Raw genomic sequence first — 22,299 nt, 5'->3', positions numbered from 1 at the left:
TGAACGAAGCATTCTTGAACACCTTCCCGATCTCATTTATTACCGTAATTATACAACATTAACGCGGTGTCGTGTTGAAATAAATGAATATAAAAATAGCTGTCGAGACTTTCTCGACAGCCTGAGGATGTCCGAATGGACATCCTCTTCTTCTTTATCTTGTAAACTTAACCAATAATGCTGTGAATAAACATTTCCAACGCTGTTGTATCCGTAATGTTCTGATTGCAGGTATGGCTGTTCATGCACATATAATTCCCAATGGCCTTGTAATAATCAGGCGTAGCATTCGCTGGTTTGGATTTCGTTTCTGCTGTAAATAAGGCCACTTCTTCCTGTCGATTGCATAGGAAACACGTACCCTTCTTCTTTGCTTGGGTGAACTTCCCCTCAATACCGACAAGTCGTCCGTCTAACTGATGGATCAGATACATGCGATTCGTTCCAATGTCCGTCCATCCAAGATACGTCGTATGGCGGAGATCCAGTCCCTCCATATTCGGAAGCTTCAGCTTCTTACTCTTCGGATAGAGCTTCTTCAGCTGCTTGTCAGTTACCTGTTCGAACTCAATCAGGTAAGGTTCAAGAGAAAGCAGAAATTGAGAGAATTCTTCCGTTTTGTCGAGTGTCGTAATCCGCTCAAGCAGACGAAGCTGCTGCTCTTCTGCACTCTGGAACGCCTCTGTAATCTTGGTGAACGCGCTGTATCGTACTGTATCAACAATCTTGTAATCCGCTACTGTCTGACAAGTATGTTGAAGCAAAGTCGCTTGCTTTTTAATCAAATTATATTGGTGGTTTCTAATAAATGGTGTTGTCATGCTTTACAGCTCCTTATTTTGAATAGTTGAAGAAATAAGGTGCAAAGCCCATTATTAGAAACGATATAAGCGATCTTGGGCGACAATCATTCCTTCGTATTGTCCAGCCCCATGCAAAGTATCGCCCCTAAATCAGGCTTTGCATGAGTCGTTGCTGATTCTGGCAAAGTTTTTTGCCATCCCTTGCCACCTCCCCTGTTACTTAATAGTATAAAGAAAACCGATAGTTGTTGCAACTCATCTCTTTCCGTCGAACAAAAAACAGGTAGCGCTACAGCATGGGCTCCCCATATCTCACAAGTACATGCCACAGCAATTTCAACTCCTGAAGTACTTCCTTATCGCTGCCACGATCCATCCATTTAGACGGGTCGCTCCTTAATTCCATGACAGCATCGCCTATCACGCTGGCATCTACCCTGCCCTCACGAGCAATGCGCATTGCTAATGATGGCATTGCCGATCCTCTAAAGTCACTAGGCACCTCATGTGCCAACAACGAGAATCCCCTATGCCAGTAAAGCGCAATTGTATACTTACGGCATATTTCCTCCAGTGTCCTGCCGATGTGGGTATGTATGAAGGAGGGATCAGCGACTAGTATATCAACGTCATCCTGTAGTGAAAGGTCGCCATGAATTTGCGCTTCAATATATTCATCCAGATTGCGACTCGGTTCACTGCAGGAAGGATTGGGAAATGAACATGCCAGTCTGCATCGTAATTGATTAATTAGTTTGCTTGGACTAAGATTTTTGTCCCCAATGGCACAGTTATTGCGATATGCATCTGTTAAGAGAGCCGCCAATATATCATCAAGCTCGTCATAGGTTCCCATTTCCAACGGATCTAGATGGGAATCCATATATGTGAAGGTACACCGCGTTGATACTTTGGGTGACAAGAGGAAATAACACGAGCCAAATCGAGGAGCGGGCCCGTCAGAATGAAGCATAAGGTTAAGCGCCCCATATTTGGGACGCTCACTATTGCTCGTGCCTTCGCACTGATAGGCGCCGCCAAACAACTTTTTCTCCCAAAGATCGCGTTCACCTCCAGGATAAGCAGATACACTTCCATTGGATAGAAGCGTTTCAAATTGGCTTTTGTACAATCCTTGTTCCAAAAGAGCTTCAGCAACACTTTTCATGTTCAGGTCAGGTCTGTCCGGGTGGAAGTGTAGGGCAACTCTAGCATATGACTTTATCATTCGTACAGCTTGGTCATATTCGGAATGTGAAATGGCGGAACCTTGTAATATGCCCGCTATCGTATGCTGTGCGTTCATTTTTCGGCCTCTCGCATAGGTAGTCACAAAATGCAGCGCGGCTCGCTGCGAATTCGATAATTCTGAAGCCATTCGCTCCCCTCCTTATTAAGTTCCATATCATCATTTCACAATAATAATTAATCCTATTACCTGCCACAAGATATGCATCAAGTAAAGACCTATATTCGCTGCGAACTTCAACCTGTGGATAAAATCCTTTTGTTTAATCCAAATTATCATTAACTACGTTAAGGGGAAATTGGACCATATGAAACTAAAAATGCTGATCTTATTCGTATGGAGTATGTTAGATCCGATATATTTTTCGTTAACCCGACTGACCTTTCCTGAGCAATCACGTTCGAATATCTTCAGGGTAAGATTACTCCGGTATCGAGGCAAGACAATCATACTGTCTGACGGGACACGCATCGAACATAGCGATCTATTGGTAAAAATACATCTTCATAATGTTCGTTTACTTACGGAAATTTTTTATATGGAGAATGGTGTAAAGAAGGGGCGAATTATTTATCGCACGGTAGAGCAGTCCTTGCCTGGGGTGTGTCGGCACATTCAAGCCCATCCAAAATTCCGTGAAATTAAGGCCATTATCGGTATTACGATGCTGCATCGAGGATGCACGCATTTGGGATTCGATATCGTACAGATCCATAATCCGTTATATCATGCTTTTAAATGGATCGGCCAAATGCCTATTCATTTTTTGTCTGTATCCAATCCGCTTAAGACCTGTACAAAGCAAAATCCTAGATTTTTACTGATGTCTACAGACTTGTTAATGGATAAATACGGTAGTGTATGACAATATAGAAAGGGAGAGTTTTGGGAATTTATTATGTTGGAGACGGGATAGCATAATATGATGAAATGTCATATGACATTTCGTCACTATGCCGAATGACAAATGAACGAGTATATTCATCTGAACCATCTGATAGGTGTGCTACACATTGGAGTAAAGGGTGATTGTATTTGCTCAAGAACAGTGTCATCATGTTGATTGTAATCGTGGTATCGGGAATGTTGGCTCGGCCTGCCTTTTCTTTAATAGAACCACCAAATCCAAGTAATAAGAATCGTTTAATTGTGCAGGACGTCACCATAGTGGATGTGAAGACAGGCAAGCTTAAACCAAATCAGTCGGTAGTCATTCAGGGCAACCAAATTACAGCAATAGCTGATACGACTGACGTTGATGCTCCTGACGATGCCCATGTGATCAAAGCTAATGGGAAATATCTTATCCCTGGTTTATGGGATATGCACGTCCATTTGGAAAATCACATGGATAGTGCAATCCCTCACTTATTAGCAAACGGAGTGACAGGTGTCAGGGAGATGGGCTCCAGCCTCCACCATGTTCAAGTGACACGCAGCATTAATAATCAGGAAATCTTGACTCCGCGCATTGTACATTCCGGTAAAGTTATTAATCAATTTCCAAATAATGAGGTACCTTCGCATCACTATAATTTAAAAAATGAAGCAACGGTTCGCAAAGCTGTTCAACAGTTGAAAACATATCAGGTCGATCAAATTAAAATGTACTCCCACATACCTAAAGACCTGTATGCTGTGGCTATGGAGGAAGCGAAGAAGCTACAGTTTCCGGTTAGTGGCCATTTACCATTTACTGTACGCGCAGATGAAGCTTCTAACGACGGTATGAGAAGCTTCGAGCATTTGCATGGTATGCATATTGCTACAGCATCAAAGAAATCAGGTATTTTCAACAGCCTTGTTAAGGATACAGAAGCGGGTATTATTAGTAAGGATCTGTTGTTGTATGTCGAATACGAATATAAAGCTGCAAAGCATTATGATGCTAATGAAGACGGAAAGCTATTTGAGATCTTTAAACGGAACGAAACTTGGCAGGTTCCTACACTTGTAACGATGACAAGCTTAAATAAGCAGGTACCTGATGAAAGAGTACGTTTTTTAGAACCTCCTGTTCAGAAGGAATGGGCAGCATTCATTGAAAATTGGCACAAAGATAAAAGAGGGGCTGCTATCCATCAGGAGCTGGACCAGAACAATTTGCAATTAGTTCGCAAAATGAATGAAGCTGGGGTGCCGATTATGGCTGGCACTGATTCTACTTACTTGATGCCAAATCTATATTACGGCTTTAGCCTGCATGAAGAACTTCAACTGCTAGTCAAAGCGGGACTAAGTCCCCTGCAAGCCCTTCAGGCTGCCACGATTAATCCGGCTCGCTATTTGGAAAATGAGGATAAGCAGGGCACGGTAGAGGTAGGAAAGCTAGCCGATCTCGTCCTGCTAGACGCGAATCCGCTCACAGATATCCGCAACACAACCCAAATCCATGCGGTCATCATGAATGGGCATCTAATCGATCGGACAGAGATTCTCAAAAAGCTAAAAACATACCCGATTATTAAGGAGTTCCCTCGCAAGCAGAAGTAAACTGTGGTAAGAAATACGTGTCACGTACAACTATCGCTATGTTCAACTTGAAGAGCCTGAACCTTCAAGGATTCAGGCTCTTCGAGTTGTTTCTTGTGGATTCATTACCCAAACCAATTTACACTTAAGTTAACGATCAGATCGGTGCGCGCTCCGATCAAGCCCCAACAAGATATCCCGTTCATGACGGATACTGGCGATCTGGTTGTAAATTTCCTCACCGTCACTATAGATCCACTTTTACATGATTTAATCCCGGAGCGTTTGTTCCTGGATCCCAGAACACGGTGGCGTAATTCCGTTTTCTCATCATCCTCCCGGATACTTCGGTTCCAGCTTCACATGAAGGACGTGCACGCCGTTTTCACTGCTTTCCTTCTGTTCTACTACATATCCTTCGCCATCGACGCGTACCTTCCATCCGAGAAGCGAAGTAATTTCCATCACTTCACGCAGTGATTTGTCCTTAAAGTCCGGAAGTAGAAGCTTCTCAGGGTCATCCGTAAGCAAATATATGCGCTGTCTGACAGCCATCGGATCACCCGGCTTTGGATATTGGCGTTTCACTGTATCTCCTGGGCCAATCGTATCGAATACCATACCTTGTTCTGCAAGCTGCTGCTTGGCATCGCGCACCTTCATGTTTTGCATATCGGGTGCCGGTACGGTCGGCCGCGAGCCGAGCTTGTTACCACTAGACTTCGGATTCGACTGCAAAGAGGAGGGTACCCCCATGTAGCGCAAGGATTGGGATACAATATCCTTAAACATATAAGGAGCGACGAAACCGCCGCCTTGGTAAAAATCTTTCGGATCATCGACCACGACGAGCAGAACGATCCGCGGATCTTCTACGGGTGCGAAGCCGATAAACGATACGACCGCGCGGTCTTGATTATAACCCCCGTTAATAACCTTGATCGCGGTACCTGTCTTGCCTGCGACGCGATATCCTTCGATATAGGCATGTCTACCTGTACCGATCTCTTGATCGGCAACCACCTGCTCTAAATATTCACTTACTTGTTTGGCTACATTTTGATCGATAACCTCGCGCACGATTTCCGGCTTGCGCTCCGACACTTCACCGCTAACGCTATCTTCGATTTTACGAATAAGATGCGGCTTCATCAGATTACCGCCATTCGCCACTGCCGATACGGCCATAACCTGCTGGATCGGCGTCACCAGCACCTGCCCGTGGCCGTATGAAGCAGCGGCCACGTCTGCCGCATATTCAAAGCGAATCAGTCCGCTGTTCTCACCAAGCATTTCTATCTCGGTCTTCTTGCCGAAGCCGAATTTCTCGATGTACGATTTCAATTTCTCTTCCTTCAATTTCTCGTAGCCTAGCTTGACGAATGCCACGTTGCTGGATCGCTTCAAACCCTCTAAATAAGTGATCGTTCCCCATGTCTGATTCACGTCGCCAATGGGTACCCCGCCGGCTATGATTTTGCCAGACACGAACTTGTCATCCGGATTGAAGATGCCCTCCTGTACGGCTGCCGACAGCGTCACGATTTTGAACGTCGACCCAGGCTCATAACGCGATTGGACTGCATGGTTATAAAAAGCGGATAGGTCCTTGGCTTTCCAATATGAATTCGGATCAAAATCCGGCATATTGGCCAGTCCCAGGATGTCGCCCGTTTTCGGATCGGCCGCGATGACTGTCATGCTTTTGGGCGTATATTTGTTATACACCTCGCGCATCGAATTCACGATATATTGCTGGATCGTGCTATCTATCGTCAAGTAGATGTTGCTGCCGTCCCGGGAAGGCTGAAATACTTCCGATGCTGTCGGAAGCTTATTTCCTAACCGATCCTTTTCATATTGTAGGAAACCGACAGTGCCTCGAAGCTGTTCATCGTACATTTTCTCAATCCCGCCGATGGGATTGTTCTGCTTATCCATATATCCAAGAACGTGTGAGGCCAGCGCATTCTTCGCATAGAACCGCTTGACCTCGGGCAGCAGGTAAAGTCCGACGTCGCGCAATTTCGTCATATCTTTTAATTCCTCGATAAATTCGCGCAATTTCTTGGCTGTTTCGTCGTCCAACTTCCATCCTTCATTGCGCACCTCGACCTGAGGATAATATTCGTCTTTGCCGTCCTTTGTTCTCATTTTTCGTGTAAGCTCAAAGAGTTCATTCTCAGGCTTTTTCAGTACGGCATGCAACTTGTCTACGATGATGCGCTCCATATCAATCCGTTTCTCGATCAGATCCCCCTTCTTGCGGAGCTCCTGAATCACCTTGGGGCTTATCGCTACGGTATAAGTACGGGCATCCATGGCCAATACGTCGCCATTCTGATCATAGATCGTTCCCCTGATAGGAGTCAGCTCCTTCCTCACGGACCACGAATCTCTCGCTTGCTCCATCCAGAACGATTGATTGATAACCTGATACCAGAACAGCTGAACGAAAATGACCCCGAAAAAGATTGTAAAGATGGCTCCAATCAATAATGTGCGCAACTTTATTCGCTTGATCACCTTATCCCTCTTTCTAAAAGTAATTGCCATGATTATATAAACGTGGTACGTTTGCGAGTTAGCAAGCGCAGCTCGGGCTTTCTATCAAATTAGATGCTTCAAAACAGGAAACAGTTTCATTTTCTTCATGAAATTGTGCGCTGTGATGAAATATATTGGGTTAATGCTCACTGATACGCTATTATCTTGTATAGCATCAATTTCGCTATTAAACTTACAAAAGCAGGTGTTTACCATGTCTGAGGTAGTAATCGATCCGAAAATATGTCCCTTGTGCGGCAATGAGAACCACTGCGCATACCAGGCAGGCCGCCCCCATCAGGAATGCTGGTGTATGACTCTATCGGTGCCGAAAGCATTGCTGGAAAAGATTCCGTCAGAAATGCGCAGAAAGGCATGTGTCTGCGAGCACTGTGTCCGTGCATTTCTCCAATCAACGCAAATGAATGAATGAGTGACATCAACCTTACGAGTAAAATTTGAACAAATATGCATACTACTCATGTCTGGAACACAGTGGAACGCACATATGTTGCCTTCCCATCATTGACAGGGTCTGGAGGTAGTATGCTATGGATTTCTCATTCATTGGGGAAGCAGTCATTGTTCTCAGCTTTGGCTATTGTCTGCTTCGCCTTCTCGGTAAAAAAACGGTCGGAGAAATGACAGGCGTTGAGATCATTACGCTGCTCGCGATGGCCTCCATGATTGGACATGCTGTCAAAGGGGACGGTCTATTGCGAACATTGATAACCTTATGCATCTTTGTCACTCTTCTCCTCACCATTCAATTCCTTGCCATTAAGTTCAATTGGGTCGAGAAGTGGTTCGTGGGGAGATCAACGGTAGTAATTGAGGATGGGGTTATTGTTGAGAAGAGTCTCAAAAAGCTGCGGCTAACTGTCGATCAGCTAGAAGCAAAATTAAGAACAAAGGGAATTACATCGTTGTCGGAAGTGAAAACAGCAACAATCGAGATGAGCGGTCATATCGGTTACGAGTTGGCACGACATGCTAAGCCTGTGACGATCGGAGAATTAGAAAGGATTATGAAAGCATGGAACAAAACTGTTCCGAAGCAGCCCCAGAAAGAAGAGAATTTATTCGATGAAGTTAAGCAGGATGGACACCGGAAAAAGATTGCTCCCCATTTGGAATGAAGCCCAACTGGATTTACGCTATATGCAACCTACTATGTAAGGTACTCTCATACGACTGATGAAGATAATAAAAGGCCGACCCATAGGGTCGACCTTTTTACAAGCTGTTTAATCGCTGATTGAGGTTGTATTGGCTTCAGTCTGTTCTAGTTTTGCTGCAGCTTTGTTTCTTCTTCTCTTGCGAATAATCAAAAAGATAACCAAGATTGGAACAGCAATGAGGAAGATATACAGTGAGACGTGCTTAACCATTCCTTCTGCAGATCTCCCATACAAATAAAACAGCAGACCTACTGCATAGAACTTAACTGCTCTTCCGATTGCTGCATATCCGATAAGTCTCCATAGCGGGAAATTCATGCAGCCGGATAGAATCGTAAATACTTTGAACGGAATTGGAGTAAAAGAGCCAATAAGAATCGTAGTTTCTCCATTCTTCTTAAACATTTGATTGGCTCCGTCAATCCATGATTTTTTAAGGATTTTCTCCAAGACGGAGTGGCCTAACAGCTTACCGATCATGTAGCCTACTGGAGTACCGAGCAGACATGCAATATATCCTGCTGTTGCTAGCCATAAGGCATTTGATGGATCCAGTAAGCTTAATGGCACCTGCAAGAAGAAGGCTGGTACAGGAAAAATAACTGCATCTGCGAAAGAGTGGATGACTAGCCCCCATATCCCATAGTCCATTAGAAAATCAATGATGTTTTGAAACATAATCTACTCCTATCCGGAAAAATTCTTTCTATAAATTGATTGGTAAATCTCATTTTACCTTATTTCGTGTTACGAATGATTACACTTTGGTAATGTTGACATTTGCTGTTTGGAAGCCAACTGTTATAGAAATGTACTCATTCCGCTCTCAGGTAAAGACGTTTTTTTGTTGCCGCATCCCTTCACACGAAATGGTGGAATATGCTACCAATACAATATTCGTTTCATCGGCCAATGCGCTAGGTAATATCCCCTACTGTTATTAGTACGGGGCTAAAGTCCTAATCGTTTCAAGTAAAATAAGCATACTGATTTTTCATGCAACTTGACAATGTTATTTTTATTCCAACCATCAGTTGAATCTCGCCTTCCTCTCATTCCAAAGGTTTGCAATGACAATTATCCTACTACGTTTATATGTCTTTTTCTATTTTAACATGTCACTCAAGAATTTTGGCAGAAAATGACGAAGACCGCTCCATGGGCGTAAGCGGTCTTTCAATTGTGTTTATAAATAATAATCGCTTTAAAAATGTCATTGATGCCGATTCCAAAGGGGCAAAACAAAGTGTGATTTTCATTACGCATTGTTATTGTTTCTGATATTGTTCGAAATAGTGAACCAAATTTTCCTGAGCTGTGTTTATATCACAGAAGCTGGCACAAAGGGATCCCAATCGATAGCGTCCGGTCTTCACAAAAAAATAAAACTTGCATAAATGAGAGGAGTAATATTCACATGAAATACGTAAAGAAGGCAGCCGTTGTCGCAACGGGTATCGCGTTGTTGTTTGGCACCGCAAATATGACGGAGGCATTTGCAAACCAAACAAACTCCGCACAGGAGTTGGAATCGAAAACGCCGGCGGTTGGTAAGGAAGCTGTTGAAGCGGCAAAAGCTGAACTCTCCCAGAAAGTAAATGGGGAGATTGGAAAGAATACAGGGGATACGTACCTCTTGTACGTAAGTGACCCAAGTCTCAATGGCGGATCTGCATTCTTGTATTATCTGGATATGTTCAAATTCACAAATTATGATGATTATTTAAACCAGGCAGGCAAACTGCAGGGTCCTGTGCTACAAAAGCCGGAAGGTCTGCCTGAAGGTTATAAATTTGAGAATGGAAACATCCAACCCCCGATTGCAAAGCATCATAAGGAGTTTCAACGAGAAGTGAAAGCGGAAGCGGAAGCTCAAGGAAAAGGCGTCTATTACAAAAAATTCGACTGGAACGAAATGGGCGAAATCAATCTTACATTCGTAAACGGAAAAGACAATTTAGAAATGCAAGTAGCGCACAGTCTTGGCAGAAAAACGGCAAACAACGGATACCGGTACATTAAATCAACTGAAGTCGATGCCGAACAAGGCAAGAAGATCCCTGGCTTGGTTCGAAACAAGCTGATATGGTCAGATCAGGATCATATTTATAGCATCACAACCAATCCGGGCAACCCGCTCACCAAAGAAGATTTGATAAAGTTTGCTGAAACGGCTGTAAAGAAATAAGAAGGATTGTCCTAGCCTGGTGACGTAAGCAGGTATACAAGCAGGCGACCCAAGGAATAAATGCAGACAAACTTAACTCGGGTTCAGAAGAACGCCGGCCAGATCACATCATGGATCTGGCCGGCTTTTTTCGCATCCAATTGAAATGCATTGACTGCGTATATGTTATATGACACTACCCTAGCGCAGTTATATCTATATCGATAAATAGGTTCCTGTACAAGACGCTTCAGAGCTAACGATTTGCTCCGGTGTACCTGCCGCTATAACCTGACCTCCAGAGTTGCCTCCGCCTGGCCCCATATCAATGACCCAATCTGATGCCGCAATCAGATCGGTATTATGTTCGACCAAGATTACGGTATTTCCGGCATCTACAAGCTTATCCAATAATACATACAGCTTGTGTACATCGAGCGGATGCAAGCCTGAAGACGGTTCGTCCAACAGATACAGGGTGTGACCGTTAGCAGGTGCACTCAGTTCCCTAGCAAGCTTTAAGCGCTGCCCTTCCCCACCGGAAAGCGTTGTTACAGATTGTCCCCATTGGAGATAGCCAATACCAACATCACACAACAGCTTAAGCAGCTTCGCCATTTTTGGGTGGCCCTTAAATAGTGATAAACTCTCTTCAATACTGAGCTCTAAAATGTCAGCTATGGTGTAGTCTTCATACGTAACGGCCAGAACTTCCGGAATAAACCGCTTGCCATGACAAGCTGGACATTGCACACGCAGATGCGGGAGGAAGTGCATATCGACTTCAACGATTCCGAGTCCTTCGCACTGCTCACATCTTCCGCCCGGTGAATTGAAGGAAAAATATTTCTCGTTCAAGCCACGTGCCTTTGCTGCTGGAAGTGAGGCGAACACCTTGCGAAGCAAGGTATACAGATCTGTATAAGTTGCCACACTCGAGCGCTGCATTCGCGATATGGGAGATTGATCTACAGTAATGATGCTGTTAACTTTATTCAGCCCTGTGACTTCCCGGCATCCTTCAACTCGGCCTCCAGTGCCGCTGGCATTTGCCAACAGATCGAATACGAGTGTCGACTTGCCAGAACCTGAGGCTCCAGATACCGAGATCAGACTGCCTAATGGGAATGACACGGATACCTGCTTCAAGTTATGAAGGGTTGCCTCATGAATGGAGATGACATCCCCATTGCCTTGTCGGCATTTGGATTGAAGACGTGATTGCGCTCTAACATAATGTCCAGTCACGGATGAAGTCTGTTCCATAAGTTGCTTAAGCGTGCCTTGCCCAACAATCTCTCCTCCGAACCGGCCTGACCCTGGACCGATATCGATAATGTGATCCGCCTGCTGCATCACACGTGTATCATGCTCGATCATGAGTACAGTATTACCCATATCGCGCAATTCCTTCATCACCTTGATCAGACCATCTGTATCCTTTGGATGAAGGCCGGTGGTCGGCTCATCAAGGACATACAGTACACCAGTTAACCCAGAGCCAAGGATCGATGCTAACCGTAGTCGCTGCGCTTCTCCGCCTGATAATGTGATCATCTGTCTGTCGAGCGATAAGTAGCCAAGTCCTACAAGAATGACGCGCTTTATTTTACCAAGGAGTTCTTCGAGTACGGCTAGAAGGATCATATCGCCTTCCATACGAGACTTCGCATGAACGGCAAGCAACCAATCATTCAGCTCTTCTAACGAGCATCTCGCTAGGCTAGGCAGGGTACGGCCTTCGACGGTAACTGTCCTGCTCTCGGGCTTCAGACGATCTCCCCTGCAATCGGGACATGATTGAGTCGTAAAATAAGCCGCCTCGCTTGACTGCCCATCCCGCTCCTTGTACTTCTGCCACATTGCAGTCAGTACACCTTTAAATCGGCCTTTGCCAACTGTTTTGGGCGGATCAATATTCGGGAAGTGACATGCAAATGCTTCGCTCTCCACCCCATGCTTCAATAATTCCCATTGTACAGGGCTGAAACTGTGCAGCGGCCCACTCATATCCAAGCCATAATGCTTCCCTGCCGCCTCAATAATGTTGGCTTGATAATCAGTTAGGGATTCGTACCAGAAGGTTACGGATCCTTCACGAATCGTTTTCTCCTTGTTGAATACAGCCTCAACTTGAATATCGACTACGGTTCCTAAACCACTGCACGTGGAACACGCACCGCTTGGTGTATTGAAAGAGAAATCCGCCTTCGTCAGTGGTGTATGTGGCTGTGAGCATGCTGGGCACTTTATTGACTCACCCGCAACGTCTACGGGAGAAGGAGTTATGCTCTCTCCACAGAACTTACATGTCCTAACTCCCTTTTTCTCATAGACTGTCCGCAAATACGTGTACATATCCGTAATCGTCCCAACAGTTGAGCGAGGATTGCGGTTCGTCACATGCTGTCCAATCGAGATAGACGGTGCAAGTCCAGTAATCGAATCGACATTAGGCTTGGCAATGGATTCGGCGGATATTCCACTAGACTCCACATACTGCCTCTGGCATTCCCGCTGCAATATGTCCATAGCAAGTGTTGATTTACCCGAGCCGGAAGGACCCGTAACCACGATAAGCTGATGCTTTGGAATGTCTAATGTCACATTCTTTAAATTATTTTCTCTTGCGCCTTGAATACGGATAACATCTTTCATGCAGCACCCTCCATCATTCTAAAGTGACGGTGAAATACGAGTTACATGATCCACTTTACAACATTCATGCAAGTGCTAGAGTTTTATAAAAAAATGTGTTGATAGACACAGACTTATCGTGCAAAACTTTAGCACGGTGCTTTAAGGTTTTACTAGAAGATTTGATTTTATGGGAAGCGATCTGATACAGTGAGATCATTACTAGATGAGGAGGAAAGACATGCAGTATTACAAGCCTGTGGATATCGCAAGGGCACTTCATATCAGTACGAGTGCTCTTCGGCATTATGAATCCTGGGGAGTGGTTCCTGCACCGGATCGCGATGCGAATGGATACAGGTTGTACACCGACGTACATCTTGCTTATTTTCGATGTCTTCGTGCGTTGTTCCCTGGCTTTGGGGTGGGGCTAACTTGTACAGTTCTTAAGCATATACAGCAAGAAGAGGTGGACGAAGCCTTCTGGCTTGTCAATGAGGAACAGGCTAACTTGCATCAGGAGAAGGTTGTGGCAAATCAATTGCTAACGGTATTGGAGCAGATTGACCTGCCGACTATAGGGAATAAGTCATACAAGAGCCCAATGACCATCGGCGAAGCTGCTGAATATACAGGGGTTGCCGCGTCTGCCATCCGACATTGGGAGAAGGAAGGGTTAATCATCCCGGAACGCAATCCCGAGAACGGGTATCGGATATTCAACGCGCTGCATATCCGCAAAATATTGCTGCTTCGCACCTTGCGCAGTACGTTATATTTTCTCAAAAGCATGAAAGAAATTGTAGATGCTCTTGACCATCACAGCATCGAGCAGGCCAAAAAAGTGACGGAAAATGCTATCCGCAGCCTCCATGATCGAAATCGCCAGCAATTCCGAGGAGTACATGAACTTGTTAAACTGTGCAAGGTGCTGCAGCTGATGTAAGTTATCGTAAAGTGACTGCAACTAAGTTGTCGCTTCTTCTGCATTCGTGATTACGTTACTGTACCTTTTTCACCATATGTTCATAATCTTCCCCTGCAATTGTTATGATCTTGCCATCTGCTGTATACCCTTGTGCTTCATACAATTGCTTCGCTCGCGTGTTCGCAACGTTCACTAACAGCGAGGCGATGCTGAACCCGAATTGAGCTGCTTCTAATTCGAACGCCTTCATGAGCTTCGTTCCGATCCCTAATCCACGCTGAGAAGAATCTACAGCCAATGAATCCAAGTAGTACTCTTCCCCTTCTGTTTCTTTGATAAGTTGAACAGGATTGCCTTGAAGAGTAGATAAACGTTCCTCCAATGGGCGATCCAATTCGACCAGCTTGTACCCCGCATAAGCCAATGCATAGCCGACGGGTACATCTTCTTGCAACCAGACCATACTGTTCTTCCAACTCAAGCGGTTGTCGGGCTGCTTATAGAATTGCTCGAGTATGCGCATCGTCTCATCTCTGTTCGTAGTTCCAGATAGTTCATAGGCGATGGTGCCGATCGCCTCCATCATCAGAGGGATAATGTACTTGCTGTCTTCTGGTGTAGCTTTGCGAATCATGAATGATACCTCCTGAAGAGTAATGACAGCTGATCATCCTCTAGTATTGCCCTCCTGAGGGATGAGAGTCATCTGTAATAGCTGTCATCTATTATTGTACACATGTCCAATGATGAATGGTCAATGATAAATAAGTTGTAACTATTTACATAATTGGTCAGGAGCAAATATGACCACTGTCAACCTGTTTGCGTAAATATTTCTTTCCTCGAAACAGTCTGGATTTCACCGTATTGATTTCAAGGGACAAGACATTCGATATTTCTGCAAGCGAATATTCCGATAAGTAACGCAGCCGGAACACATCTCGATATGCATCGGGCATTTCATTCACGATGTTAATTACGTTGTGTTGAACTTCTTGTTCAAGAATTTGCTGTTCAGGTCCTTGAGTCTGATCCTGCAGGGTTTCGATTAATGGTTGTTCTTGATTTTCGTAGGCAATGTTCTCCGTAAAATGTACGGCAGGTTTACGACTACGCTGCCGTATGAGATCAATGCATAGATTTTTTACAATAAGCTTCATCCAGCTGCATATTTTGCAAGAGAAGTTGTACCGATGCAAATTTCGAAATATGCGAATAAACGCCTCTTGTACAACATCCTCTGCGTCTTGTTGATTGCGGACATAACGATAAGCGTGCTGAACTAGCAAGCTACGATATTCGATATATAATTTCGTATATACGCGTTCATCTCCGGCGAGTACGAGTTGTTGAATCTGATCTATGCTGGTGTTCATGGTTCCTCCAAATATCCTTACCCCATCGCGCAAACGCAATATGTGTATACTTGCTTGGGTACGTTATCGTGCTCTATCGAACATACAATAACATAAACTTATGAAGATAATATGAAGTTCAGATGAAAAATAAATGATATTCCCCAAATCATTGTTACAAATTGTTGCTTTTCATGCTTGTTGGTGAAAACCTGTACGCCTGCACGAAAAAAAGCCGCATTACACTCCAACCCGTTGAAGTGTAACGCAGCTTCATTCATTTGCATATCATTTCATTATTCGATGTAGTCCTTCAAGCGTTTGCTGCGGCTTGGATGTCTTAACTTACGCAAAGCCTTTGCCTCGATTTGGCGAATCCGCTCACGCGTAACACCAAATACTTGGCCTACTTCTTCCAATGTCCGAGTACGACCATCATCGAGTCCGAAGCGCAAGCGAAGAACATTCTCTTCACGTTCAGTGAGCGTATCAAGGACATCACCTAGCTGTGTCTTCAAGGACTCATAAGCTGCTGATTCTACTGGAGATTGGGCGTCCTGATCCTCGATGAAGTCGCCAAGCTTGGTATCATGCTCTTCCCCGATTGGAGTTTCCAGTGAGATTGGATCTTGAGAGATCTTCATAATCTCGCGAACCTTCTCCACACTCAATTCCATTTCCTTAGCGATCTCTTCTACCTCAGGCTCTCTGCCAAGCTCCTGCACCAGCTGTCTGGAGACACGAACAAGCTTATTGATCGTTTCAATCATATGAACTGGAATACGAATCGTTCTTGCCTGATCGGCGATCGCGCGCGTAATTGCTTGTCGAATCCACCATGTGGCATAAGTACTGAATTTAAAGCCTTTTGTATAATCAAATTTATCTACAGCTTTAATCAGACCCATGTTGCCCTCTTGAATAAGATCTAAGAGTGACATGCCTCGCCCGGCATACCGTCTTGCAATGCTCACGACCAAGCGAAGGTTAGCTTCTGTAAGCATTTTCTTCGCTTCTTCATCGCCTTCTGCAATACGTTTAGCCAAATCTACTTCTTCTTCGGTGCTTAGAAGACCAACCCGGCCAATTCCCTTTAGATACATCCGCACAGAGTCATCTATCTTGACTCCTGGAGGTAGTAAATTAATATCTGCATCTGAATGAGTTTGCTCATTGTGTTCTTCGTTAGTCAAACTGTCGCCCCCCTAAAAGTATGCGTACGTATTCGAGCCGTTTTTTTCCGGTATGTGAGTGAATTACTCATAATTGACAAAGAAAAAAGTCTATGATATGATTTATTTTAATTGCATGTAAAAATTAAGAGCACACACTATAGTAACATATACCTAGTAATTTTTCAATACTAATATTTGTATGTTGATCATACAATGAACCCCCCGGCATTCATGCCGGGGGGTTTTTATGTTTCTCGTCTGTGAATTATGCTGCAAAGTGCTTATGATGGAGCTTTACGTTAATACGTGTCCGCCATCTACATGGATAACGGTACCGGTCACGAATGAATTCGTGAGTAGATACATTACGCTCTGCGCAGCATCTTCTGGAGTTCCTACACGCTGTACGGGAAGACGGCTTGCGATCGATTCATACAATTGCTGGCGTGCTTCTTCCGTCATCTTGCTTCGAGAAGGTGTATCCATGATTCCTGGTGATACAACGTTTACCCGAATTGGCGCAAGTTCCAACGCTACCGTCTTCCCCATATTGGATACAGCAGCATTGGCCGCGCCGAGAATAGATGAACCGATCATCGATTTATAGGCAACAACGCCGGAAAATAACACGATTGAGCCATTAGGAGACAGCTTTGGAGCGCCGTATTTGACTGCATAATATTGTCCCCAGAATTTATTCTCGAACAATTGTCTTGCCTGACTCGTATCCGTCTTCAGAAACGGGCCGCCAGACGTCTCTGCCGCACTTACGACAAGATGGTCAAATGATCCAATATTCTGAAAGAATTGCTCTACCTCATGTTCAATCGTGAGGTCAAGCTGTTGAACCGATGCTTTCATTCCAAGCTGTTCATTGGCATGCTGCAGCCTGTTCTCGGAACGGCTTGCTATGACTACTTCAGCTCCATGAGCAATCGCTTGCTTAGCAGATTCAAGTCCGATGCCGGAGCTGCCACCGATAAATACAACCTTCTTATTGTGCAGCAACATATTCATCTGTGAATACCTCCATTAAGTGCTGCTCAAGATTGGCAATATAGTGATCAATGTTCGGGTTCTTAATTACATCGTAGCATGAAAAGCTTGGTAAAGGTTTCATACCGAGAAACTTGTGTATGCGATGAAGGTGACTTAGCACATTGTCCAAGCCCTCCCCTTCGAAGAATTGATCCTTTCTCTCAAATGCAGAGGATGGGGCGTTCCAAGTCGTGGAGAGCATGTATTTCTTGTCTGTCAGCAATCCACCTGCGCCATATTGTTCGGAACCAGTGAAGAATGTACCGTATGCATACACCTCATCCATATAGGTTTTGAGCAGACCTGGTACACTGAACCAATAGATTGGTGTCTGATAAATGACAACATCGGCCCAGTAAAATTTCTTCTGTTCTTCCTCGATGTTATAACCATTTTGGATAACTGTTGTATTGACATTGTGGTGTGGACGTAACACACGAACCATGTTTTCCATTAAGGTGTTGTTCAGTTTCCCTTCGGAAGAACGGTATTGTTGATGACCGTTAATAATCAGAATATTTTTCATCGGATTCAGCTCCTTGAGTGTGAAGTATTGGCTGCAAGAACAGTATAATACTCAATAATTCCTTTAAGGAAGTACTGATATTTTATTCACCTTATTTCCGTTAGGGAAGTATTGTGTTATGATGGGACGTAACATCTAAAAATTGTTGAGGAGGATCGATCATGCTTCATCCATCTGAACCTGTAACATTGACAAAAGGAACCCCTGGTCAAACCTGCCCTATCGCGAAAACACTTGATATAATCGGTACGAAATGGACGTTTTTGATTATTCGTGACTTGTTGATCGAGGGAACAATGCGGTTTAGCGATTTATTGAAAGCAATGGATGGAATAAGTCCAAAGACACTCTCGCTTCGATTGAAGGAACTGGAGCAGCACGACATTGTGATGAGAAAAGTATACCCTGAGGTTCCTCCCCGCGTAGAGTATTCGCTAACAGAGAGAGGCAAACTACTGGAAGGGACATTCATTGAGCTGAAGAGATTCGGATTACAGTTATGAATGTAAATGAAGCCGGAGCAAGCACTGACTGCCTGACTCCGGCTATTGATGCAGAACTTCATTCGCGTCTGTTCACTTCAACGTGAGCTTCTTCTTCCATTTCCGTTCTTCACCAGCATCGTTGCGGAATACGAAGGTGACCTCACCATTCTCTCCCTTTAACTGTTCGTCATAGATAAATCCTGAAAATTGATGATTTCCGCTAATATAGAAGCCATCCTCCCCATTTCCACCATGTTCGATAGCTTGCTTTGTCGTATTGATAATGTCTGTTTTCTCTGATTTCCAACTCATCTCGGCTAGTGCATATCCTTTAGGGAGCTGCTCCACTTGAAAATAAAAATGATGCTCGGATTGGCCTGGATACGTCGTCTGGTCGACGACAACCAGTATTGGAGTTTCCTGCTTAACCTTCTCCTTCGCTGCAGGCGTTGGTTGAGCGTTCTTGCCTGAGTCTGCTGTTCCTGTTGTTCCGCATGCGCTCAGCAGCATGAACGATACAAGACTGATAAGAAGCCATTGCGATTTATTCGTGTACATTGTTGTCACCTACTTCACCTATTGATCGATCTACTGTGAAATAAAACGATACGCCATTCTTCGTGTTCTCTACCCCATACGTGCTGCCATGCAATTCAAGAATATGCCTGCAAATCGCCAGCCCTAAGCCTGTTCCGCCGGATTTGCGATCCCGCGAGCGCTCACCTCGGTAAAATTGCTCCCATACCCGTAGAAGCTGTTCTTCTGATAGTTGAGGCCCGTTATTGTCAATCTGAAAACTATATTGCTCTGTTGATATGCGGTTCAATGCAATTCGAATTGTGCTATGTTCAAAGGCATGCCGAATGGCATTGCTCAGCAAGTTCACGATAACCTGTTCCATTCGTCTAGCGTCGGCCGTCACACGTACATGCTCTTCTGACGTGAACTCGATGATCAACTGTTTACTGCTCCGCTGAACATCGAACGAGTCAACGGCCTTGCGAACCTGTTCATCGATCAAATAATTGCTTCGATTCAGTCTTACCGCCTTCGCTTCATATCTGGACAACTCCAGCATATCCATAATCAATGCATTCATCTTATCTACTTCGGACAGAATGTGAGCTACATAACTATCTCGCTTGTCGTATGCAACATTGTCCTGCAACCCTTCGGCGAACCCCTTGACAATTCCGAGCGGGGTCTTCAGTTCGTGTGAGATATTCGCGATCAGTTCTTTGCGGAGCCGTTCCAATCGTGCTTTCTCCTGCATATCTTCCTGCAGCTTTGTATTCGCATTGGTCAGTTCCCGCAGTGTATCATCGAGATTCGAGGACAATATATTCAAGCTTCGCGACAGCTCGCCGAACTCATCCTGCGAGCGGATCGGCGTGCGAACGGTGAAGTCTAGATTCGCCATGCGGGCAGCCAATTGGCTCAAGGCTACTAGCGGCTTCGACACTATTCTGGAAAATACAAAGGATAATAAGAGTAAAATCATAATCACGCTGGGTACCACATATATGAAATAGCTTGTTAATAGACTTACCGCCTCGCTAACCGGCTGCAGAGATGTCATGACGAACATATAGGACATGTCCTCGTTCCCGCTTCGGAGCCGCTCAAGCACCAGCATATAATTCACACCGCTCCATGGATCGCTCCACTTCATGTGAGCAGCCTGCCCTTCCCCCAGCTGTGACAAGGAATCCATCTCTTGTGCCATCCATTCTCTCAGCGCTTGCTCGACCAGCATGTTCTGATAATACGGATTATAGCTTCTCTGATCTGGCAGCAGCAGCTCTGTAATGACACCCGTCACTTGGCTATGTCCACTGTTCGGTTCCGCAGCCAAAGCAGCGGACTTCGTAATCGTAACGGGCTTCATAACTTGATTCTGTTCGTCGATGAAGAAGCCCTCCACCGTAATGATATCGCCTGCGTTCAGTTTCTGCGGAATATCGCCAGATTGCGTCCCATCAGAAGTAATCCGTATCGTTACTGTCTTATCTCTAACCTTTATATCGATATAGTATGGTTCTAATCGCAGATTTTGAAAGCGTTTATCAAGAATAGCGGCACTCGCATCATATTCATTCATGATCGTTCCGATATACCGCGCAGCCGTGTTTCTGTCTGCAGGCTGTTGCGCGAATGTATAGCTGAACCCTTCTACCGCTGTCGTGAGATCCTGAATTTTCGAGCTTTGATAATACCGTTCGAAGAAAAGCTTCTGACCGATTAATATAGATCCCAGTAGAACCAAGACAAATATTGAGGTTGCAGCAAATAATTTGGTCGTTACACTCCTCTTCTTCATCTAGGTGCCTCGAACTTGTATCCGGAACGAATAATGGTCTGTATCCACTGCTGCTCTGAGCCGAGCTTCGCACGCAGCTTCTTCACATGCGTATCGACTGTGCGTAGATCGCCAAAATAATCGTAGCCCCAGACACCATTCAAGATACTGTCCCGCGATAGTACAGACCCCTCATGCTTCATAAAGTAGAGTAGCATGTCATATTCCTTTGGTGTTAACGATACAGGAACTCCACCTACCTGAACGGTATGTGAGCGCCGATTCACGCTGATTTCTCCATATAAAGTAATGTCGCCATCTCTGCCCAGCGTGCCTTCAGCTCGCTTCACTAGGGTTTTGGCTCTTGCTAACAGTACCTTGGGACTGAACGGCTTCGTCACATATTCATCTGCTCCAAGCTCAAAGCCCATAATCTGATCATCATCCTCTGCCCTAGCCGTAATGATAATGATCGGGACATTGGATTGACGTCTGATACGCCTGCATACGGACCAGCCATCCATTTCCGGCATCATAATATCCAGGATGACTAGATCGACGGCAATCTGCCCGAACAGTTCCATCGCTTGTAGACCGTTCTCGGCTTCGTGCACATCCCAATTCTCTTGTTTGAAATAATCTGATACGAACTCACGAATGAGAGCGTCGTCTTCCACGAGTAGTACCTTTCGCCCCATTACCGCACTCTCCATTTATACATTAATCGTCAGCGTTATAAATTCATTGCATATATCGCGATTTTACCATCAATTTTACTAATCCACATTTCACCATCGCCTATCATAACGCCATTGTAGTTAACGAACAACTTGTTTACTTCTTGTGCTAATACCTTCTGTCTCACTTTTTTCGTTATGATGCTGTTGTATTGCTTCACAAACGCAGTCTTGCTTGCGATTTGCGTGGAATGCCCAGCTTGGTTCACACGCAGCGGGTACGATACCATTTCCGCGACTGCCTTCTTATCATTGGCAGCGACAGCAGATTGCAGGTTAACGATGAAGTCGTTCACTTCCTGAGGATCATAGATGCCTGCAACTTCATAAGGATTAACCTCATCAGCCTGTGGAGCTGGAGGAGTCATTAGACCGCTTACTGCACCCGGTACATCTGCATAGACTTGGCTGGTTAATACGGACATGGTTACGATAGCACCAATAAATATTATTGTTATCCCTTTGTTCATTGAAATGGCCTCCCACATTCAGGTTTACAAAGGTTATTATAGAGATCATTTGTGTTCATCATGTGTACACGGTATGAAAGGACTCCGAACATATGTAAGTGGACAATTTCAAGTGGCCTTCATTGAATTAACTAGGAAATGGATACAGAGAGCTAGCATTAGTATGAGCAATATCGATCCACGTATGTACTTCTTTCAATCGCTGATTTGGTTCACAACCTATTGATGTC

Annotated in this window: 21 protein-coding genes; 7 read left to right on the top strand and 14 right to left on the bottom strand. The window is 44.7% G+C overall.

Features of this window, described 5'->3' with window-relative positions; genetic code table 11:
• Positions 1 to 167: 167 nt before the first annotated feature.
• Together M3661_RS28025 and M3661_RS28020 are read right to left on the bottom strand one after the other, a co-directional pair.
• Positions 168 to 821 carry a FusB/FusC family EF-G-binding protein gene (locus tag M3661_RS28025; RefSeq protein WP_251490352.1) on the bottom strand — a complete coding sequence of 218 codons (654 nt, stop codon included), beginning with the start codon at positions 819 to 821 and terminating at the stop codon, positions 168 to 170.
• Between the two features lie 271 nt (positions 822 to 1,092).
• Positions 1,093 to 2,181, bottom strand: a complete 1,089-nt coding sequence (locus M3661_RS28020) for a DUF3626 domain-containing protein (protein WP_065290897.1) — start codon at positions 2,179 to 2,181, stop codon at positions 1,093 to 1,095.
• Between the two features lie 178 nt (positions 2,182 to 2,359).
• Between M3661_RS28020 and M3661_RS28015 the strand changes: the two genes are divergently transcribed.
• Both M3661_RS28015 and M3661_RS28010 read left to right on the top strand, forming a co-directional pair.
• A complete protein-coding gene (locus M3661_RS28015; RefSeq protein WP_065290898.1) occupies positions 2,360 to 2,917 on the top strand; it encodes a YkoP family protein in 558 nt (185 codons plus the stop codon).
• 170 nt (positions 2,918 to 3,087) lie between these two features.
• Entirely contained in the window at positions 3,088 to 4,545 is a 1,458-nt protein-coding gene (locus M3661_RS28010; protein WP_251490348.1) for an amidohydrolase family protein, read from the top strand.
• A 309-nt stretch (positions 4,546 to 4,854) separates the two neighbouring features.
• Here the strand turns inward: M3661_RS28010 and M3661_RS28005 are convergent, their stop codons facing one another.
• Positions 4,855 to 7,050: a penicillin-binding transpeptidase domain-containing protein gene (locus M3661_RS28005; RefSeq protein WP_251490335.1), complete on the bottom strand. Its 2,196-nt coding sequence runs from the start codon at positions 7,048 to 7,050 to the stop codon at positions 4,855 to 4,857.
• A 127-nt stretch (positions 7,051 to 7,177) separates the two neighbouring features.
• On the opposite strand from M3661_RS28005, the gene M3661_RS28000 reads away from it, so the two are divergent.
• Both M3661_RS28000 and M3661_RS27995 read left to right on the top strand, forming a co-directional pair.
• Positions 7,178 to 7,504, top strand: a complete 327-nt coding sequence (locus M3661_RS28000; RefSeq protein WP_311279648.1) for a cysteine-rich CWC family protein — start codon at positions 7,178 to 7,180, stop codon at positions 7,502 to 7,504.
• Between the two features lie 118 nt (positions 7,505 to 7,622).
• Positions 7,623 to 8,210, top strand: a complete 588-nt coding sequence (locus tag M3661_RS27995) for a DUF421 domain-containing protein (protein ID WP_251490325.1) — start codon at positions 7,623 to 7,625, stop codon at positions 8,208 to 8,210.
• 108 nt (positions 8,211 to 8,318) lie between these two features.
• Here M3661_RS27995 and M3661_RS27990 read toward each other — a convergent pair whose 3' ends face one another.
• A complete protein-coding gene (locus M3661_RS27990; protein WP_065290902.1) occupies positions 8,319 to 8,930 on the bottom strand; it encodes a YqaA family protein in 612 nt (203 codons plus the stop codon).
• A gap of 739 nt (positions 8,931 to 9,669) precedes the next feature.
• On the opposite strand from M3661_RS27990, the gene M3661_RS27985 reads away from it, so the two are divergent.
• Positions 9,670 to 10,440 (top strand): hypothetical protein, encoded by a 771-nt coding sequence (locus M3661_RS27985; RefSeq protein WP_021252386.1) that lies wholly within the window; start codon positions 9,670 to 9,672, stop codon positions 10,438 to 10,440.
• A 195-nt stretch (positions 10,441 to 10,635) separates the two neighbouring features.
• On the opposite strand, the gene uvrA is transcribed toward M3661_RS27985, so the two are convergent.
• Positions 10,636 to 13,077, bottom strand: coding sequence for an excinuclease ABC subunit UvrA (gene uvrA / locus M3661_RS27980; RefSeq protein WP_251490314.1), 2,442 nt, complete (start codon positions 13,075 to 13,077; stop codon positions 10,636 to 10,638).
• A gap of 220 nt (positions 13,078 to 13,297) precedes the next feature.
• Between uvrA and M3661_RS27975 the strand changes: the two genes are divergently transcribed.
• Positions 13,298 to 14,002 (top strand): MerR family DNA-binding transcriptional regulator, encoded by a 705-nt coding sequence (locus M3661_RS27975; RefSeq protein WP_065290904.1) that lies wholly within the window; start codon positions 13,298 to 13,300, stop codon positions 14,000 to 14,002.
• A gap of 55 nt (positions 14,003 to 14,057) precedes the next feature.
• On the opposite strand, the gene M3661_RS27970 is transcribed toward M3661_RS27975, so the two are convergent.
• The 5 genes from M3661_RS27970 to M3661_RS27950 all read right to left on the bottom strand — a co-directional run bounded on the left by M3661_RS27970 (position 14,058) and on the right by M3661_RS27950 (position 18,078).
• Positions 14,058 to 14,618 carry a GNAT family N-acetyltransferase gene (locus M3661_RS27970; protein ID WP_021252389.1) on the bottom strand — a complete coding sequence of 187 codons (561 nt, stop codon included), beginning with the start codon at positions 14,616 to 14,618 and terminating at the stop codon, positions 14,058 to 14,060.
• A gap of 157 nt (positions 14,619 to 14,775) precedes the next feature.
• Positions 14,776 to 15,360: an RNA polymerase sigma factor gene (locus tag M3661_RS27965; protein ID WP_065290905.1), complete on the bottom strand. Its 585-nt coding sequence runs from the start codon at positions 15,358 to 15,360 to the stop codon at positions 14,776 to 14,778.
• A 275-nt stretch (positions 15,361 to 15,635) separates the two neighbouring features.
• Positions 15,636 to 16,532 carry an RNA polymerase sigma factor RpoD gene (gene rpoD / locus M3661_RS27960; protein WP_021262698.1) on the bottom strand — a complete coding sequence of 299 codons (897 nt, stop codon included), beginning with the start codon at positions 16,530 to 16,532 and terminating at the stop codon, positions 15,636 to 15,638.
• Between the two features lie 276 nt (positions 16,533 to 16,808).
• Entirely contained in the window at positions 16,809 to 17,522 is a 714-nt protein-coding gene (locus M3661_RS27955) for an SDR family oxidoreductase (protein ID WP_251490360.1), read from the bottom strand.
• Positions 17,509 to 18,078 (bottom strand): NAD(P)H-dependent oxidoreductase, encoded by a 570-nt coding sequence (locus M3661_RS27950; RefSeq protein WP_251490311.1) that lies wholly within the window; start codon positions 18,076 to 18,078, stop codon positions 17,509 to 17,511. Before M3661_RS27950 ends, M3661_RS27955 begins: the two co-directional genes overlap by 14 nt.
• A 161-nt stretch (positions 18,079 to 18,239) precedes the next feature.
• Between M3661_RS27950 and M3661_RS27945 the strand changes: the two genes are divergently transcribed.
• Positions 18,240 to 18,581 (top strand): winged helix-turn-helix transcriptional regulator, encoded by a 342-nt coding sequence (locus tag M3661_RS27945; RefSeq protein WP_021252394.1) that lies wholly within the window; start codon positions 18,240 to 18,242, stop codon positions 18,579 to 18,581.
• Positions 18,582 to 18,653: 72 nt separating this feature from the next.
• On the opposite strand, the gene M3661_RS27940 is transcribed toward M3661_RS27945, so the two are convergent.
• From M3661_RS27940 to M3661_RS27925, 4 genes are read right to left on the bottom strand one after another with little or no spacing between them, the layout of a single operon-like run.
• The gene (locus M3661_RS27940; protein WP_251490308.1) at positions 18,654 to 19,121 is read right to left on the bottom strand and encodes a hypothetical protein; all 468 of its coding nucleotides are present in this window, start codon (positions 19,119 to 19,121) and stop codon (positions 18,654 to 18,656) included.
• Positions 19,108 to 20,883 carry a sensor histidine kinase gene (locus M3661_RS27935; RefSeq protein ID WP_251490304.1) on the bottom strand — a complete coding sequence of 592 codons (1,776 nt, stop codon included), beginning with the start codon at positions 20,881 to 20,883 and terminating at the stop codon, positions 19,108 to 19,110. The genes M3661_RS27940 and M3661_RS27935 overlap by 14 nt, the downstream gene beginning before the upstream one ends.
• Entirely contained in the window at positions 20,880 to 21,560 is a 681-nt protein-coding gene (locus tag M3661_RS27930) for a response regulator transcription factor (RefSeq protein ID WP_065290909.1), read from the bottom strand. Before M3661_RS27930 ends, M3661_RS27935 begins: the two co-directional genes overlap by 4 nt.
• A gap of 35 nt (positions 21,561 to 21,595) precedes the next feature.
• The gene (locus M3661_RS27925; protein WP_251490300.1) at positions 21,596 to 22,069 is read right to left on the bottom strand and encodes a hypothetical protein; all 474 of its coding nucleotides are present in this window, start codon (positions 22,067 to 22,069) and stop codon (positions 21,596 to 21,598) included.
• Between the last annotated feature and the right edge of the window lie 230 nt (positions 22,070 to 22,299).

The sequence above is a fragment of the Paenibacillus sp. MER 180 genome, from assembly GCF_023713665.1.
GTDB classification, from domain to species: domain Bacteria; phylum Bacillota; class Bacilli; order Paenibacillales; family Paenibacillaceae; genus Paenibacillus_B; species Paenibacillus_B suaedae.
Note: the sequence above shows the minus strand (reverse complement) of the source record. Positions and strands in the feature narration are given on the sequence as shown.